Origin of the sequence: Enterobacter sp. E20 (assembly GCF_000801755.2) — a bacterium.
Classification (GTDB): domain Bacteria; phylum Pseudomonadota; class Gammaproteobacteria; order Enterobacterales; family Enterobacteriaceae; genus Enterobacter; species Enterobacter asburiae_B.
Map to the genome: position 1 here is coordinate 3,577,604 of NZ_CP012999.1, position 16,662 is coordinate 3,594,265.

Consider the following 16,662-nt stretch of genomic DNA (forward strand, 5'->3'; position numbering starts at 1 on the left):
TTGGCATTGTTAAATCGCGGCGTCGTCTTCTTCGCCGGTACGGATACGGATCACGCGCGCCACGTCAAAGACGAAGATTTTACCGTCACCGATTTTGCCCGTCTGCGCCGTGCGGATAATGGTATCCACGCAGGTATCGACGATATCGTCGCTGACCACGATTTCAATTTTTACTTTCGGCAGAAAGTCGACCATGTACTCTGCGCCACGGTAAAGCTCGGTGTGACCCTTCTGACGACCAAAACCTTTCACTTCCGTCACGGTCATCCCGGTGATGCCGACTTCCGCCAGCGCTTCACGCACGTCATCCAGTTTGAAAGGTTTAATAATCGCATCAATCTTTTTCATGGTGGGTCCTTAAACTCTTGCCTGTAAGCTGCCTCGTAATCGATTGCTCACAGTACCATACGGCATTACTCTTTAAAATCGTTTGCTTCCAGCTCGTGGCGCGACAGCAGCTTGTAGAACTCGGTGCGGTTGCGTCCGGCCATGCGCGCCGCGTGGGTCACGTTGCCTTTGGTTATCTGCAATAGCTTGCGCAGATAGTTCAGCTCGAACTGATTCCGCGCTTCCGCAAACGTCGGCAGGGCCGTGTTTTCCCCTTCCAGCGCCTGCTCCACCAGCGCATCGCTGATCACCGGTGAGGAGGTCAGCGCCACGCACTGCTCAATCACGTTCACCAGCTGGCGCACGTTACCCGGCCAGCCTGCGGCCATCAGCCGCTTCATCGCGTCGGTGGAAAACGCGCGCACGAACGGTTTATGGCGATCGGCCGCCTGGCGCAAAAGATGGTTCGCCAGCAGCGGTATGTCTTCCGCACGCTCCGCCAGCGCCGGGATCTTCAGATTCACCACGTTTAGACGGTAGTAGAGATCTTCGCGAAACTCGTTGCGCGCCATCACTTTTGGCAAGTCGCGGTGGGTGGCGGAAATAATGCGCACATTAATATCGATATCGCGGTTGCTGCCCAGCGGGCGAACTTTTCGCTCCTGCAACACGCGGAGCAGTTTGACCTGCAGCGGTGCGGGCATGTCGCCAATCTCGTCCAGGAACAGGGTGCCGCCTTCCGCGGCCTGGAACAGTCCTTCCCGGCTGCTCACCGCGCCGGTGAATGCGCCGCGGGCGTGACCAAACAGTTCAGATTCGAGCAGCTGTTCCGGAAGCGCGCCGCAGTTAATGGCGATAAAGGCATTTTTACTGCGCGGGCTGGCGTTATGGATCGCCTGGGCCAGGATCTCTTTTCCGGTTCCGCTCTGGCCGTTGATGAGCACGCTGACGTCGGACTGCGCCACCATCCGGGCCTGTTCAAGCAGACGCAGCATAATGGGGCTGCGGGTGACGATGGACTCCCGCCACGCTTCATCCCCCGCCGGGGCGGCATGTTCCAGCGCGCTGTCGATAGCCTTATACAGCGCGTCTTTGTCCACCGGCTTGGTCAGGAAGCTGAAGACCCCCTGCTGCGTCGCGGCAACCGCATCCGGGATCGACCCGTGCGCCGTCAGGATAATCACGGGCATACCCGGCTGCTGCTTCTGGATCTCCGCGAACAGCTGCAGGCCATCCATTTCGTCCATCCGCAGGTCGCTTATCACCAGATCGATTTTCTCGCGGCTGAGGATCTTCAGCCCCTCCAGCCCGCTTTCAGCGGTCACGACGCTGTAGCCTTCACTCACCAGACGCATCCCCAGCAGCTTTAACAGCCCGGGATCGTCATCCACCAGTAAAAGATGGGCAGGTTTACGGCTCGTCATGCTTCACATCCTCTTGTTTCGGCGTATCGCTGTCCGGTGCAGCGGATGAGCTCCCCGGCTGATATTTACGCGACGAGAGCTGCCTTTCGATATCCGTCAGGTTCTCCAGCTTACGCGTCGTGGTATCCAGCTGCGTACGTAAATGTTGCTGCTGTTGACGCAGCGTATCAAGCTCGCTGTCGGTTGACTGCTGTAGCTTGCTGTAGCGGGAGCGCTCTTCAGACAGCTGAAGCTGTAATGTCTGACCATCGCGCCAGAGCTGGTATACCGGGCGTACCTGCACGGGAAGATTGACTACAAACGTGTCCAGTCGGGTCACATTGACGCGGCGTTCAACGGGGGTGATTTTCGCATCTGCGAGTAAAATCCCACGCTTGAAAGCGTCCTGCCAGGTGTCGTCATCCAGCATCGCCGCCTTCGAGCGGGCGTCTACCGGCGCCAGACGCTGGGCGCAATCTATCCCACGCAGCCAGAACAGCGGGTTGCTTTCAACGTCATGTCCTGACAGGTTCCAGATGTCGTCACAGCGGGTTGAGAGGAAGTCAGCCAGCTGGTTATCGGGCCATTTATCTTCCTGTTTACCGCTAATGGCACTTTGTGGCGCATGAGAAACACACCCAGCCAGAAATAAACAGGGCAGGCTCAGGCGAAGCGTTTTGCTGGAAAACACCGCACTTACGGCGCGGAAAAAGACGTGTGACATACTCACCAGACATAGATTCATTTTATTGATTTTTCCGGCTCACGGGCAGTTCGATACGGAAGCAAACATCTGAACGTTCGTCCGCGGCAATGTTTAGCTCACCCTGCATGCGTCGAATGCAGTCCCGGGCGATGCTCAAGCCCAGACCACTTCCTTTAACCGCGCCTTTCCGCTGATGACTTCCCTGGAAAAAGGGTTCGAAGATCATGGTTTTTTCGTCATCGGGGATCGGGGTGCCGGTGTTTGCGACGTCAATAAAGACCCGTGAACCATTCGTATTACTTCGGATATAAATGTTACCGGATTCAGTACCATAGTGCACCGCATTGGAGTAAAGATTATCCAGAACGCTCATCAGCAGCATGGGTTCAGCCAGGCACGCAGGCGCATTCAGCTCAACGCCGGTATGCATCATTTTAGCTCTTGCTGGCAAGCTGTGGGCGGAGATCACCATATCCACCAGCGGCTCAATTTCAACGTTTTCCAGTACGACCGCCCCGTCAGCCAGCTTGCGGTTGTAATCCAGCAGTTGCTCAATCAGCTTTTGCAGATTGCGGCTGCTGTTATCCAGGATCTCAACAATTTCTTTCTGCTCTGGCGTAAGGGGCCCGGCCACTTCGTCCGCCAGCAGCTCCGTTCCTTCACGCATGCTGGCCAGCGGCGTTTTAAGCTCATGAGAGATATGGCGCAGGAACTGATGGCGCTGTGATTCGAGCCACGCCAGGCGCTCGGACAGCCAGATAATGCGCTGGCCTACGGATCGCAGCTCGCGCGGGCCTTTAAAAGCGACCGTATCCCCGAGCGATTTCCCCTCCCCCAGGCGGTTGATCATACGCTGGATACCCTTTACCGGGCCGATGATCATGCGGGTAAAGAGCAGTACCAGCCCGAGGCTCACCAGGAACAGCACCAGCGCCTGCCAGCCGAAAAACTGGCCACGCTCGGCAATCTCCTGCTGGAGCTGCTGGCCGCGAGAGAAAATCACCGCGCGCGTAGACTGCACCATCTCGGTGTTGGCACTGGCAAAAGCTTCGAGGCGCGCGGCAGCAACGGCATCCGGGCCGCTATTGCTGCACTGCAGCTGCGCGAGATCGTTTAAATCCTGACGTAATGCCTGATAGAGCTTGTCATCAGGTAGGACCCCCGCGTGAGCGTCCAGCATTTCGCTGTAGCGTTTACGCTGGCTCTGATAAACCTTTTCCAGCGTCCGATCGTCAAGCACGCAATACTGACGATAGCTACGCTCCATCTCCAGCGCGGCGTTGGTCATCGCTTCACTGCGTCTGGCGTCGATGAGCGTCGTGCGGTTGGTCAAAGCCGCCTGCGCGCTCAGCGCGTTCAGGCTTTGCCACGCCTGCCAGGCAAGGATCAGCAGCGGCAGCAGGATCAGCAGGAACGCCATCATGACGAGCTGCCGCAGGGAGCGGGGGAAAACGGGCCAGCGTTTCAACGCATTACTCTCTTAATGGGGATTTACGCAGAGCGTAACTGAGTCTGCCCTTCAGATACAACAAAGCCGGGTAAAAACCCGGCTTTGTCATGGAATGAGGCGGTGCCTAACTCGACGTTTCGCCCTGGCCTGATAAAGCATCGCTATGATCAGTAGTTGGACGGCAGGCACCTTTTTGTGCGTCATTCGAAGTTTATGTAGCGCGTCCCGAAGGGGCTGACATAAGAAGGTGAATGAGCCACTGGTTAATATTATGCAACACCCGTGCCAGAATGCAAAACAAAATATTAACACGCTGAAATATATGAATTTTACTCGTTTATCACGTTAATTATCGGTTGAATGATTTTCAGGCTAAGTGTCGCTATTCAGCAACACCTTAAGGGGAACCTTACCTGACATATATAAATCAAAGAGTTAAGTGTCTCCATTTGGAGACAGTCATATTGCGGGTCTGTCGCGTAATTGCGACACAAATAAAAAAGCCCGGTCAAGCTCGCGCTTACCGGGCCTACAGGTACTGCCTAAAACTTAACCCAGCTGCTTACGCGCGTTGCGGAAGATACGCATCCACGGGCTGTCCTCGCCCCAGTTTTCCGGGTGCCAGGAGTTGCTCACGGTACGGAACACGCGTTCCGGGTGCGGCATCATGATGGTCGCGCGACCGCTTTCGCTGGTCACTGCCGTAATACCGTTGGCGGAGCCGTTCGGGTTAGCCGGATAGGTTTCCGTCACCTTGCCGAAGTTATCGACAAAGCGCAGCGCTACCAGGCCTTTGCTCTCCAGCTGAGCCAGATGCGCAGCGTCGCGCACTTCTACCTGACCTTCGCCGTGGGAAACGGCGATTGGCATCTGTGAACCGACCATCCCCTGCAGCAGCAGAGACGGGCTTTGGGTCACTTCCACCAGGCTGAAGCGCGCCTCGAAGCGGTCAGACTGGTTGCGCACAAAGCGCGGCCAGGCTTCGCTGCCCGGGATCAGCTCGCGCAGGTTAGACATCATCTGGCAGCCGTTACACACGCCCAGCGCCAGGGTCTGCGGACGGTGGAAGAAGGTTTCGAACTCGTCGCGCACGCGGCTGTTGAACAGGATGGACTTCGCCCAGCCTTCGCCCGCGCCCAGCACGTCGCCGTAGGAGAAGCCGCCGCACGCCACCAGCGCCTGGAAATCTTCCAGACCGGTACGCCCGGCCAGCAGGTCGCTCATGTGGACGTCGATAGCGTCAAAGCCCGCGCGGTGGAAGGCGGCCGCCATCTCAACGTGGGAGTTGACGCCCTGCTCGCGCAGCACGGCCACTTTTGGACGCGCACCCGTCGCTATGTACGGCGCGGCGATGTCTTCGTTGATGTCGAAGGAGAGCTTCACGTTCAGGCCTGGATCCTGGTCATTCGCTTTCGCGTTATGCTCCTGATCGGCACATTCCGGGTTGTCACGCAGGCGCTGCATCTGCCAGGTGGTTTCTGCCCACCACATGCGCAGCGTGGTGCGGCTTTCGCTGAACACGGCGTGACCGTCTGCTTCAATGACGAAGCGGTCGCCCTGAACGGCTTTGCCCAGATAGTGCACGCAGTATGCCAGACCATGCTTCGCCAGAATCGCTTCAACCGCGTCGCGATCTGCCGCACGCACCTGAATCACGGCGCCCAGCTCTTCGTTGAACAGCGCCGCCAGACGGTCTTCGCCCAGCGTCGCAATGTTCGCTTCCACGCCGCAGTGGCCGGTGAAGGCCATCTCTGCCAGGGTCACCAGCAGGCCACCGTCGGAACGGTCGTGGTAGGCCAGCAGCTTACGCTGCGCCACCAGCGCCTGAATCGCGTCGTAGAAGCCTTTCAGCTGCGCCACGTCACGCACGTCGGCTGGCTTATCGCCGAGCTGGCGGTAAACCTGCGCCAGCGCGGTAGCACCCAGCGCGTTGTGGCCTTTGCCCAGGTCAATCAGCAGCAGGGCATTGTCTTCTGTCGCAAGCTGCGGCGTAACGGTGTGACGCACGTCTTCCACGCGGGCAAACGCGGTGATCACCAGCGACAGCGGAGAGGTCATCTCGCGCTGCTCGTTGCCTTCCTGCCAGCGGGTTTTCATCGACATGGAGTCTTTGCCCACCGGAATGGTCAGGCCGAGGGCAGGACACAGCTCCTCGCCCACCGCTTTCACGGCTTCATACAGGCCAGCATCTTCGCCAGGGTGGCCGGCAGCGGCCATCCAGTTGGCGGAGAGCTTGATACGTTTGATATCGCCAATCTGCGTCGCGGCGATGTTGGTCAGCGCTTCACCGACCGCCAGACGGGCAGAAGCCGCGAAGTCCAGCAGCGCCACCGGGGTGCGTTCGCCGAGAGCCATCGCTTCGCCGTAGTAGCTGTCGAGGCTCGCGGTGGTCACGGCGCAGTTCGCGACCGGGATCTGCCACGGGCCGACCATCTGATCGCGCGATACCATACCGGTCACGGTGCGGTCGCCGATGGTCACCAGGAAGGTTTTCTCTGCCACAGCAGGCAGGTGCAGCACGCGGTTTACCGCTTCTGCCACGGTGATGCCCTGGCGATCCAGCGCTTTGCCCGCCGCTTTACGGGTGGTTACGTCGCGGGTCATCTTCGGCGTTTTACCGAGCAGCACGTCGAGCGGCAGATCGATTGGCTGGTTGTCAAAGTGGGTGTCGCTTAAGGAAAGGTGCTGCTCTTCGGTCGCTTCACCGATGACGGCATACGGCGCGCGCTCGCGGCGGCACAGCTCGTCAAACAGCGGCAGCTGGTCGGCAGCAACCGCCAGCACGTAGCGCTCCTGGGATTCGTTACACCAGATTTCCAGCGGGCTCATGCCCGGCTCATCGCTCAGGATGTCGCGCAGGTTGAAGCGCCCGCCGCGGCCACCGTCGCTCACCAGCTCCGGCATGGCGTTGGACAGGCCGCCCGCGCCCACGTCGTGGATGAAGAGGATCGGGTTGGCGTCGCCCAGCTGCCAGCAGCGGTCGATCACTTCCTGGCAGCGGCGCTCCATCTCAGGGTTGTCGCGCTGCACGGAGGCGAAATCGAGATCCGCATCAGACTGGCCGGAGGCCATCGAAGAGGCCGCGCCGCCGCCCAGACCGATGTTCATCGCCGGGCCGCCCAGTACGATCAGCTTCGCGCCGACGACGATCTCGCCTTTCTGCACGTGATCGGCACGGATGTTGCCGATCCCGCCCGCCAGCATGATGGGTTTGTGGTAGCCGCGCAGCTCTTCGCCGTTGTGGCTGTCCACTTTCTCTTCATAGGTGCGGAAGTAACCGTTAAGCGCCGGACGACCAAATTCGTTGTTAAACGCCGCGCCGCCCAGCGGGCCTTCGGTCATGATATCCAGGGCGGTCACGATGCGCTCTGGCTTGCCGAAATCTTCTTCCCACGGCTGTTCAAAGCCCGGGATACGCAGGTTAGAGACGGAGAAACCGACCAGACCCGCTTTAGGTTTAGCGCCACGACCGGTCGCACCTTCGTCACGGATTTCGCCGCCGGAGCCGGTCGCCGCGCCCGGCCACGGGGAGATCGCCGTCGGGTGGTTGTGGGTTTCCACTTTCATCAGGATATGCGCGGGCTCCTGATGGAAGTCATAGCGCCCTGCTTCGCGATCGGCGAAGAAGCGGCCCACCTCGGAACCTTCCATTACCGCGGCGTTGTCTTTATAGGCAGACAGCACGTGGTCAGGGGTTTGCTCCATGGTGTTTTTGATCATTTTGAACAGCGACTTCGGCTGCTGTTCGCCGTCAATAATCCAGTCGGCGTTGAAAATCTTGTGGCGGCAGTGCTCAGAGTTAGCCTGCGCGAACATGTAAAGTTCGATGTCGTTCGGGTTACGGTTGAGCTTAACAAACGCATCCTGCAGGTAGTCGATTTCGTCTTCTGCCAGCGCCAGGCCGAGACGCAGGTTGGCGTCAATCAGCGCCTGACGGCCCTGCCCCAGCAGGTCTACGCTCTGTACCGGCGCAGGCTGATGGTGAGAGAAAAGCTTCTGCGCGTCATCGAGAGAGGCAAATACGCTCTCCATCATGCGATCGTGCAGTTCAGCCGCAACCGCCTGCCACTGCGCGTCGCTAAGGGTAGAGGCTTCCACGTAGTACGCCACGCCGCGTTCCAGACGGTTAATCTGGTTCAGGCCACAGTTGTGGGCGATATCGGTGGCTTTGGAAGACCAGGGGGAGATGGTGCCCGGACGAGGCGTAGCAAGGATCAGTTTGCCGGTTGGCGTATGGCTGTTCAGGCTTGGACCATACTTGAGCAGGCGTTCCAGCTGTACGCGCTCCTCTGCATTCAGGGGGGCATTCAGGTCAGCAAAATGGACATACTCAGCGTAAATATTGCTTACCGGAAGGTCGGCCGCCTGAAAACGTGCCAGCAGTTTAGTGATACGGAAGGCAGACAGTGCAGGCGAACCACGCAGAATTTCCATCATAAGTCTCTCGTCTTCGAAGCGCCGGGGCGCTTACAGTGTGCGCAAGGGGGGAAAACGGGCGTCATTATAGAGAATCCTGAGCGCCGACGAAACCGTTTGCGTCGAAATAAAATTTGCACAGAGATTTAACAATAGATGTGACCTGTCTCTCTAATTGGTTGCCAAGTGGCGCAAGTTTACGCAAAATGCCGCTCATTCAATGGCAAACCTTATGATTAACATGGCTACAGCAGACTGAGGCAACCGGCGTCGCAGAGAATTAACTAATTGAAAAAATTAAAGATTAATTATCTGCTCATCGGCATTGTAACGTTGCTGCTGGCAGTGGCCCTCTGGCCTTCCATCCCCTGGTTCGGCAAAGCCGAAAACCGTATCGCCGCCATTCAGGAGCGGGGGGAATTGCGCGTCAGTACCCTCAACTCGCCGCTGATTTACAGCGACGTCAACGGCAAAATCATTGGCCTGGATTATGAACTGGCACAACAGTTCGCCGATTATCTTGGCGTGAAGCTTAAAATCACCGTCCGCCAGAATATCAACCAGCTGTTTGACGACCTCGATAACGACGATGCCGATATGCTCGCCGCCGGGCTGGTGTATAACAGCGAGCGCAGCAAGAACTACCAGCCAGGCCCGACCTACTACTCCGTTTCGCAGCAGCTGGTTTACCGCGTCGGGAGCCTGCGCCCGCGCTCGCTGTCCACGATTAACGATCGGCAGCTGACGATTGCGCCCGGCCACGTGGTGATTGACGATCTGCGGGAGCTCAAGGAGAAGAAATATCCCGACCTGAGCTGGACGGTGGATCCAAAACTCGGCACGACGGAGCTGCTGGAGCAGGTAAAAGATCAGAAGGTGCCGTACACCATCGCCGATTCGGTCGCGATCAGCCTGTTCCAGCGGGTGCATCCTGAAATCGCCGTGGCGCTGGACGTCACCGACGAGCAGCCCGTGACCTGGTTTAGCCAGCTTGATGACGACCAGACCTTCTCTGCCGCGATGCTTGATTTCTTCAACACCATCAATGAAGACGGTACCCTGGCGCGTCTGGAGGAGAAGTACCTCGGGCACGGCGATGACTTTGACTACGTTGACACCCGCAGCTTCCTGCGCGCGGTAGACAGCGTCCTGCCGGACCTGCAGCCGCTGTTCGAAAAATACGCCCAGGAGATTGACTGGAAACTGCTGGCGGCTATTTCGTATCAGGAATCCCACTGGGATACCCAGGCCACGTCGCCCACGGGCGTACGCGGTTTGATGATGTTAACCAAAAATACCGCGCTGAGCCTGGGCGTCAATGACCGTACCGACGCCGAACAGAGCATCAGCGGCGGCGCGCGCTACCTGCAGGATATGATGGCCAAAGTACCGGAAACGGTGCCGGAAGAAGAGCGGATCTGGTTTGCGCTGGCGGCCTACAATATGGGCTACGCGCATATGCTTGATGCGCGAGCGTTGACGGCAAAAACGAAAGGTAACCCGGACAGCTGGTCAGACGTTAAGCAGCGCCTGCCGCTGCTGAGCCAGAAGCCATGGTATAACAAGCTGACATACGGCTACGCGCGGGGACATGAAGCCTACGCCTACGTGGAAAATATCCGTAAATATCAGATTAGCCTGGTCGGGTATCTGCTGGAGAAAGAGAAAGAGGCGACGGAGGCCAAACAGCTGGCTCAAAGTTACCCGGTCGTGGCGCCGGACGAGCTTAATCGCCCAACAGCTTCAGTTCTGCCTTTTGCTGCTTTTTCTGCTGACGGCGCATTCGAAAGAAATCGCTTAATAGCCCCGAACACTCTGGTGCAAGCACCCCACCGATAGTCTTCACCTGGTGGTTCATACCCGGGTGACCCAGCACGTCCATCAGCGAACCGGCCGCACCGGTTTTTTCATCCCGCGCGCCAAAGACCAGAGTCCCGATCCGGCTGTGCACCATCGCGCCGGAGCACATCACGCACGGCTCCAGCGTCACATACAGCGTGGTATCAAGCAGGCGATAGTTTTGCAGCACCAGACCACCCTGGCGAAGCGCCATAATTTCGGCATGCGCAGTAGGATCGTGGCGGCCTATAGGACGGTTCCACCCTTCGCCAATCACCTGGTTGTTATGAACCAGCACCGCGCCCACGGGCACTTCGCCCTCGTCCCAGGCGCGTTGAGCCAGCGTCAGCGCGTGGCGCATCCAGTATTCATGATTGTGTTCAGGGTTGGACAAAGGCTGATACTCCAGTCGAAAAGCGGGCGGCATTATACACGCCCATTATGGATAAGCCTATTCGAGTTGCTGAAGTTCGCCTGATGGCGTGACGCGCCAGCGGTGCTGGCAAAAATAGAGCAGCGGGTTGTCCTGCTTGCTGTCGCTGTAGCCGCTGTACAGGCGCAGCGGCGTACCGATGCGTTTCTCCAGCTGGACCACTTTTTCATGCCCCAGGCAGCGCAGGGTCAGCACCCAGCCGCCGTAACCGCGGGCAATTTGCGTGGCGATAAGATTCACGCGCGGAAGCCAGGGGGTATCAAAGTAGACCTGCTCCACCAGCGTCTGCGGGGAGCCGGTAATGAGCCAGATGTCGGCATCATTCGCGTCGAGGTAGCTGGTCAGGCGCGCCTGCACCACCGGAAAGGCGGCGACGTGGCCGCGAAACCAGTGCGCAAAATCCTTTTCGAGCTGCTTGAGCCGAGCTTCGCTGTGCCCAAAGGTACATCCCCACAGCAGCAAACTCATCGGCCACCGCGCCGCACGGCCTTTCACCAGCAGCGCGATCCCGATAACCGGTAAGAGCGGCAGCACGAGCAGCGCATTCAAAGGCTGACGCCGCAGCAGGTACCGCATAAACGTACCAAACATATCTTGCTGATGCAGCGTTCCATCCAGGTCGAAAAAGACAACGCGACGCGCGTGATTTGCCAAACCTTACTCCTCTGGGTCGTTGAAACCTAACAGCCAGGTAAACAGGAACCCGGCGATCACCGCTACTAAATAGCCTAACAGATAGAGCATCACTTTTCCGGTCACGATGGTTAATGCCAGCGGTAAACCGGAAAGACCAAAGGTGATCACGGTGGCGACTTTCCAGTAGCTGATCAGCGCCCCGCCTACCGCGCCCCCCAGACAGGCGGCGAGAAAAGGTTTACCCAGCGGCAGCGTAACGCCGAAAATCAGCGGCTCGCCAATGCCGAGCAGTCCGACCGGGAGCGCGCCTTTAATCATTTTTTTCAGCCGTGCGTTGCGGGTTTTCATCAGTACGGCAATCGCCGCGCCGACCTGCCCCACGCCCGCCATCGACAGGATAGGCAGCAGCGCGTTATAGCCGTGCGCCTGCACCAGCTCGACGTGGATCGGCACCAGCCCCTGATGTAGCCCCGTCAGCACCAGCGGCAGGAAAGTACCTGACAGCACCGCTCCCACCAGCAGGCCGCCGCGGTCAATAGCCAGAGACGCACCGTGAGCGATGGCTTCAGAGATCCATCCGCCTAGCGGCTGGAGGGCCACAATCGCTACGCTACCGGTAATCAGCGTGGTCAACAGCGGGTTGAGAATCAGCTCGATCGAGCCAGGCAGAACCGCGCGCAGCCTTTTCTCGATCCAGCACATCAGGATGACCACCAGGAGCACGGCGATCACCCCGCCGCGCCCGGGCTGGAGCGCCTCGCCAAACAGCGTTATCTGCGCCAGCTGCGGGCTGGACAAGATGCCCGCCATTACCCCGCCCATCGCCAGCGATCCGCCAAACACCTTCGCGGTATTCACCCCGACCAGAATGTTCATGATGGCGAAAACAGCGCTGCCGAAGATCCCAAGGATCCCCAGCAGATTCGGATACTGCGTGGCGAAATCCCCCACGATATCCGGTCGCTTGAGGATATTGATGATCCCGGTGATCAGGCCGGAGGCAATAAACGCCGGGATCAGCGGAATAAAGACGTTTGCCAGCTGACGCAGCGCATCGCTCATGGGGGCTTTGTATTTGGCCTTCGCCTGCGCCCTGGTGCGTTCCGCATCGTCAATCGACGCGCTCGCGCTAACGCCCATCAGTGCGCGCATGGCATCAACAACCTGCGCCGCTTTCCCCGGCCCGACGATCAGCTGATGCTGCTGCCCCTGTTTCACGTAGCCGCTGACGCCGGACAGCTGCTTCAGGCGCGGCACGTCGAGCTGGTCGTCGTTATGCACCTCGACGCGCACGCGCGTCATGCAGTTTTCGAGACGCTGAATATTTTTTTCCCCACCGATTCCCTGCAGGATATCGCTGGCGAGCGCTGCTGTTTTGTCCATAGACGCCTCTGTTAGTTTTCTAATGCCGCCCGTAAGAAGCCGCTATGCGCATCGAGTTTGGCTCTCGCGGCCGCCGCATCCAGCCCGCTCAGGATCATCAGAATGGCCGGTTTAACATCGTGATCGGTCTGCTTGAGTACCGCTTCTGCCTCTTCACGGCCTGCGCCTGTCGCCTCCATCACCATGCGGCAGGCTCTGTCCATCAGCTTGACGTTGGTGGCCTGCATATCCACCATCAGGTTCTGATACACCTTGCCGAACTTCACCATCGCGCCGGTGGAGATCATATTGAGTACCAGCTTTTGCGCGGTCCCGGATTTCAGGCGCGTGGAGCCGGTGAGCGCTTCCGGCCCAACAACCGGAGAGATAGCAATAGCAGCCACCTGCGCAATCGGGGAGCCAGGGTTACAGGAGATGGCGACCGTCGTGCAGCCCGTCCGGTTGGCGTATTCCAGCCCGCCAATGACGTACGGGGTGCGCCCGGATGCCGCCAGCCCGACCACCAGATCCTTCGCGGTCAGATTCAGATCCTTCAGGTCATCCTCGCCCAGCTGTTTATTATCTTCCGCTCCCTCAACGGCTTTCAGCAGCGCGCCGGGTCCACCGGCAATCAGCCCAACGACCAGACCGTGCGGCACCCCAAAAGTGGGCGGACATTCTGACGCATCCAGAACCCCAAGACGCCCGCTGGTGCCCGCCCCCATGTAGATAATGCGACCGCCGGCCTTGAGGGCTTCCGCCGCCGCATCGACAGCTTTCGCCACCTCGGGTAATGTCCCTTTCACAGCCTGCGCGACCAGCGTATCCTGTTGATTAAAGCGGTTAACCAGCTCCAGGGTGGAGAGCGCATCCAGATCCATGGTTTGCGGGTTACGCGTTTCAGAAACAAGTGAGCCAAGATTCATTTTTGTACCTCAAGAATTTTTAATTCATAATAATCACACTATAATGGAATATAAAATTCATTCAGGCGAGCAAAATTCGTATTTGCGCAGATAATCACATTTTCGCCAGGAGACCCTATGAACTGTTTAATTCGCATTCGCCAGCGCTATGCAGGCTTTGCCCAAAGCGACAAGAAGCTGGCGGATTTTCTGCTTTCTCAACCCGATCGCGCGCGCCATCTCAGCTCGCAGCAGCTGGCGAGTGAAGCCGGCGTGAGCCAGTCCAGCGTGGTGAAGTTTGCCCAGAAGATTGGCTTTAAGGGGTTCCCCGCCCTCAAGCTGGCGATCAGCGAAGCGCTGGTGAGCAACCCCAACCCGCAGTCCATGCCGGTGCATAATCAGATCCGCGGCGATGACCCGATGCGGCTGGTTGGCGAAAAGCTGATCAAAGAGAACGTGGCGGCCATGCACGCGACGCTCGATGTGAACACCGAAGAGAAGCTGCTGGAGAGCGTGGCGATGCTGCGCGGCGCGCGGCGAATCATCCTGACCGGTATCGGCGCGTCCGGACTTGTGGCGCGTAACTTTGGCTGGAAGCTGACGAAAATTGGGCTTAACGCCATCGTCGAGCAGGATATGCACGCCCTGCTGGCAACCGTACAGGCAATGGATCCTGACGATCTGCTGCTGGCCATCTCCTACTCCGGCGAGCGCCGGGAAATCAACATGGCAACTGATGAAGCGCTGCGCGTCGGCGGTAAAATTCTGGCGATCACCGGTTTTACGCCGAATGCCCTGCAGCAGCGGGCAACGCGCTGTTTATATACCATTGCCGAGGAACAGGCCACACGCAGCGCGGCTATCTCGTCCACCAGCGCGCAAATGATGCTGACGGACCTGCTGTTTATGGCACTGGTGCAGCAGGATCTGGAGCGCGCGCCCGAGCGCATTCGTCACAGCGAAGAACTGGTAAAGAAACTGGTTTGACGCGTATAATGCCCGCCCGGTTTGTGTTGTTTCTGAGAATTTCCTGATGGCGCTGTTAATTACCAAAAAATGCATTAATTGCGATATGTGCGAGCCCGAATGCCCGAACCAGGCGATTTCGATGGGCGACAGCATCTATGAGATTAACAGCGACCGCTGCACGGAATGCATCGGCCACTATGAAACGCCGACCTGCCAGAAGGTGTGCCCGATCCCGAATACCATCCTGAAGGATCCGGCCCACGTCGAGAGCGAAGAGCAGCTATGGGATAAGTTTGTCCTGATGCACCACGCGGACAAACTTTAACTTTCGATGATCACCGTCGCGCTGGCATAGTGACGTTCATCCGCGATCGTCACGTGCATATGATTCACCCCCAGCTTTTCCGCCAGCTTTTGCGCTTCCCCCCACAGACGCAGGCTCGGTTTGCCCAGCTCATCGTTAAACACTTCGAACTGATTAAACGCCAGGCCGTTACGAATGCCGGTCCCGAAGGCTTTGGCCGCCGCCTCTTTTACCGCAAAGCGCTTTGCCAGAAAACGCACCGGCTGCTGATGCGCTTCCCAGATGGCCCACTCGTTATCGCTCAGCACGCGTCTTGCGAGGCGATCGCCGCTACGGGCGATCACCGCTTCAATGCGGGCTATTTCAACGATATCGGTGCCTAAGCCCAGAATGGCCATTACTGACGCGCTTCCTGCATCAGGCGTTTCATCTCAGAGACCGCCTCTTTCAGACCGCTCATCACCGCACGGCCAATGATGGCGTGGCCGATGTTCAGCTCGTGCATTTCCGGCAGGGCGGCAATGGCCTTCACGTTGTGGTAGGTCAGGCCGTGACCGGCGTTAACCTTCAGTCCCAGGCTTGAGGCGTACGTGGCCGCTTTGGCAATACGCTCCAGCTCTTTGGCCTGTTCGGCATCGTTTTTGGCATCGGCATAGCAGCCGGTGTGGATTTCGATATACGGTGCGCCCACCTCGGCCGCCGCTTTAATCTGGGCGAAATCGGCGTCGATAAACAGAGAAACCAGGATACCGGCATCCGCCAGGCGCTTGCAGGCATCGCGCATTTTGTCGAGCTGACCGGCCACGTCCAGACCGCCTTCGGTGGTTACTTCCTGACGTTTTTCCGGCACCAGGCAGCAGAAGTGCGGCCGGGTCTCGCAGGCAATCGCCAGCATCTCTTCGGTGACCGCCATCTCCAGATTCATACGGGTGTCCAGCGTCTGGCGCAGAATGCGCACGTCGCGGTCAGTAATGTGGCGACGGTCTTCACGCAGGTGAACGGTAATGCCGTCGGCGCCAGCCTGTTCAGCGATAAACGCCGCCTGAACCGGATCGGGATACGCCGTACCGCGCGCATTACGCAGCGTGGCGATGTGGTCGATGTTGACGCCTAACAGTAATTCAGCCATGACAATCCTCGGTATTTTGGTTCATTTCTCTTCCCCCTCTCCCTCCGGGAGAGGGCTGGGGTGAGGGGTAAAACGTTAACGTTTCGGCACAAATTGCCTGAATAATTCGCGGCTCTTTAAGGGCTTGCCGCCAAGATACGGCTTGAGGGCAATCCGGGTAAAGCGTTTTGCTGCGCGCAGGGTGTCCAGATCGGGAAACTCGCGCTCATACAGCGCCCGGAGCTGGCGCCCGGTAAAGGTGCTGTTGTCTATCACGATACTGGCAATAAAGCCTTTTTCTTCGCGGTAGCGGTAGGTCATGGTGTCTTCTATCTCATCACCGCTGCCCGCGCAGTGCAGAAAATCTACGCCGTATCCGAGGTGGCCCAGCAGCGCCAGTTCAAAACGACGCAATGCGGGTTCGGGCGTGCCGGTTGCGCCAGCCAGCGACTGGATACAGTGCAGATAATCGAAGAAAAGTTCAGAGAAGCGGGTCTCATGTTCAAGAACGCGTGAGATGAGTTCGTTGACATACAGACCGCTGTAGAGCGTGATGCCGGAAAGAGGAAGCGCCAGGGAGACGGCTTCGGCACTGCGCAGGGTTTTCACTTCCCCTCGCCCACCGAAGCGTACCAGCAGCGGCGTGAAAGGCTGTAGGGCACCTTTCAGGTTAGAACGTTTGGAACGTGCGCCTTTCGCAACAAGGCGCACGCGGCCCGACTCTTCCGTGAAGACGTCCAGCATGAGGCTGGTTTCGCTCCAGGGACGACTATGCAGGACAAAGGCGCGCTGCCATCCATCCAT

The 16,662-nt window shown here is 58.4% G+C and carries 15 protein-coding genes; 3 read left to right on the top strand and 12 right to left on the bottom strand.

The genetic code is table 11. The features are described 5' to 3' along the window. Positions 1-9: 9 nt before the first annotated feature. The 5 genes from glnB to purL all read right to left on the bottom strand — a co-directional run bounded on the left by glnB (position 10) and on the right by purL (position 8,323). Positions 10-348 (bottom strand): nitrogen regulatory protein P-II, encoded by a 339-nt coding sequence (gene glnB / locus NI40_RS16610; RefSeq protein ID WP_003860685.1) that lies wholly within the window; start codon positions 346-348, stop codon positions 10-12. Between the two features lie 65 nt (positions 349-413). Beyond that, entirely contained in the window at positions 414-1,751 is a 1,338-nt protein-coding gene (glrR, locus tag NI40_RS16615; protein ID WP_023308835.1) for a two-component system response regulator GlrR, read from the bottom strand. Further along, positions 1,738-2,475: a two-component system QseEF-associated lipoprotein QseG gene (gene qseG, locus NI40_RS16620; RefSeq protein ID WP_039263753.1), complete on the bottom strand. Its 738-nt coding sequence runs from the start codon at positions 2,473-2,475 to the stop codon at positions 1,738-1,740. The genes glrR and qseG overlap by 14 nt, the downstream gene beginning before the upstream one ends. Position 2,476: 1 nt before the next feature. Further along, positions 2,477-3,904 carry a two component system sensor histidine kinase QseE/GlrK gene (gene qseE / locus NI40_RS16625; RefSeq protein ID WP_033146231.1) on the bottom strand — a complete coding sequence of 476 codons (1,428 nt, stop codon included), beginning with the start codon at positions 3,902-3,904 and terminating at the stop codon, positions 2,477-2,479. Positions 3,905-4,435: 531 nt separating this feature from the next. Then, positions 4,436-8,323: a phosphoribosylformylglycinamidine synthase gene (gene purL / locus NI40_RS16630; RefSeq protein WP_039263754.1), complete on the bottom strand. Its 3,888-nt coding sequence runs from the start codon at positions 8,321-8,323 to the stop codon at positions 4,436-4,438. Between the two features lie 267 nt (positions 8,324-8,590). Here purL and mltF point away from each other — a divergent pair, with 267 nt between their 5' ends. After that, on the top strand, positions 8,591-10,141 hold the full coding sequence (gene mltF / locus NI40_RS16635) for a membrane-bound lytic murein transglycosylase MltF (protein ID WP_039263755.1): 1,551 nt from the start codon (positions 8,591-8,593) through the stop codon (positions 10,139-10,141). On the opposite strand, the gene tadA is transcribed toward mltF, so the two are convergent. The 4 genes from tadA to murQ are packed head-to-tail and all read right to left on the bottom strand — an operon-like array spanning position 10,029 to position 13,498. Further along, complete coding sequence (tadA, locus tag NI40_RS23170) at positions 10,029-10,568, bottom strand: tRNA adenosine(34) deaminase TadA (protein ID WP_039263756.1); 540 nt, start codon at positions 10,566-10,568, stop codon at positions 10,029-10,031. The two genes, mltF and tadA, sit on opposite strands and share 113 nt — an antisense overlap. A 24-nt stretch (positions 10,569-10,592) precedes the next feature. After that, positions 10,593-11,228 (bottom strand): phosphatidylglycerophosphatase C, encoded by a 636-nt coding sequence (yfhb, locus tag NI40_RS16645; RefSeq protein WP_039263757.1) that lies wholly within the window; start codon positions 11,226-11,228, stop codon positions 10,593-10,595. Positions 11,229-11,231: 3 nt separating this feature from the next. After that, a complete protein-coding gene (locus NI40_RS16650; RefSeq protein ID WP_039263758.1) occupies positions 11,232-12,593 on the bottom strand; it encodes a PTS transporter subunit EIIC in 1,362 nt (453 codons plus the stop codon). Positions 12,594-12,604: 11 nt separating this feature from the next. Further along, positions 12,605-13,498 (bottom strand): N-acetylmuramic acid 6-phosphate etherase, encoded by an 894-nt coding sequence (gene murQ / locus NI40_RS16655; RefSeq protein ID WP_039263759.1) that lies wholly within the window; start codon positions 13,496-13,498, stop codon positions 12,605-12,607. 117 nt (positions 13,499-13,615) lie between these two features. Between murQ and NI40_RS16660 the strand changes: the two genes are divergently transcribed. Next, the gene (locus tag NI40_RS16660; protein WP_023333056.1) at positions 13,616-14,464 is read left to right on the top strand and encodes a MurR/RpiR family transcriptional regulator; all 849 of its coding nucleotides are present in this window, start codon (positions 13,616-13,618) and stop codon (positions 14,462-14,464) included. Between the two features lie 46 nt (positions 14,465-14,510). After that, the gene (locus tag NI40_RS16665; protein ID WP_008502177.1) at positions 14,511-14,771 is read left to right on the top strand and encodes a YfhL family 4Fe-4S dicluster ferredoxin; all 261 of its coding nucleotides are present in this window, start codon (positions 14,511-14,513) and stop codon (positions 14,769-14,771) included. Here the strand turns inward: NI40_RS16665 and acpS are convergent. From acpS to recO, 3 genes are all read right to left on the bottom strand, one after another. Continuing rightward, complete coding sequence (gene acpS / locus NI40_RS16670; protein WP_023294331.1) at positions 14,768-15,148, bottom strand: holo-ACP synthase; 381 nt, start codon at positions 15,146-15,148, stop codon at positions 14,768-14,770. The genes NI40_RS16665 and acpS overlap by 4 nt on opposite strands. Continuing rightward, positions 15,148-15,879, bottom strand: coding sequence for a pyridoxine 5'-phosphate synthase (gene pdxJ, locus NI40_RS16675; RefSeq protein ID WP_039263760.1), 732 nt, complete (start codon positions 15,877-15,879; stop codon positions 15,148-15,150). The genes acpS and pdxJ overlap by 1 nt, the downstream gene beginning before the upstream one ends. Before the next feature lie 75 nt (positions 15,880-15,954). Then, complete coding sequence (gene recO / locus NI40_RS16680) at positions 15,955-16,662, bottom strand: DNA repair protein RecO (RefSeq protein ID WP_039263761.1); 708 nt, start codon at positions 16,660-16,662, stop codon at positions 15,955-15,957.

Coding starts and splice junctions, on each gene's coding strand:
- recO (WP_039263761.1), bottom strand. CDS start 16,662: ATGGATGGATGGCAGCGCGCCTTTGTCCTGCATAGTCGTCCCTGGAGC.
- tadA (WP_039263756.1), bottom strand. CDS start 10,568: ATGCCGCCCGCTTTTCGACTGGAGTATCAGCCTTTGTCCAACCCTGAA.
- qseG (WP_039263753.1), bottom strand. CDS start 2,475: ATGAATCTATGTCTGGTGAGTATGTCACACGTCTTTTTCCGCGCCGTA.
- pdxJ (WP_039263760.1), bottom strand. CDS start 15,879: ATGGCTGAATTACTGTTAGGCGTCAACATCGACCACATCGCCACGCTG.
- NI40_RS16660 (WP_023333056.1), top strand. CDS start 13,616: ATGAACTGTTTAATTCGCATTCGCCAGCGCTATGCAGGCTTTGCCCAA.
- NI40_RS16665 (WP_008502177.1), top strand. CDS start 14,511: ATGGCGCTGTTAATTACCAAAAAATGCATTAATTGCGATATGTGCGAG.
- murQ (WP_039263759.1), bottom strand. CDS start 13,498: ATGAATCTTGGCTCACTTGTTTCTGAAACGCGTAACCCGCAAACCATG.
- acpS (WP_023294331.1), bottom strand. CDS start 15,148: ATGGCCATTCTGGGCTTAGGCACCGATATCGTTGAAATAGCCCGCATT.
- glrR (WP_023308835.1), bottom strand. CDS start 1,751: ATGACGAGCCGTAAACCTGCCCATCTTTTACTGGTGGATGACGATCCC.
- purL (WP_039263754.1), bottom strand. CDS start 8,323: ATGATGGAAATTCTGCGTGGTTCGCCTGCACTGTCTGCCTTCCGTATC.
- NI40_RS16650 (WP_039263758.1), bottom strand. CDS start 12,593: ATGGACAAAACAGCAGCGCTCGCCAGCGATATCCTGCAGGGAATCGGT.
- glnB (WP_003860685.1), bottom strand. CDS start 348: ATGAAAAAGATTGATGCGATTATTAAACCTTTCAAACTGGATGACGTG.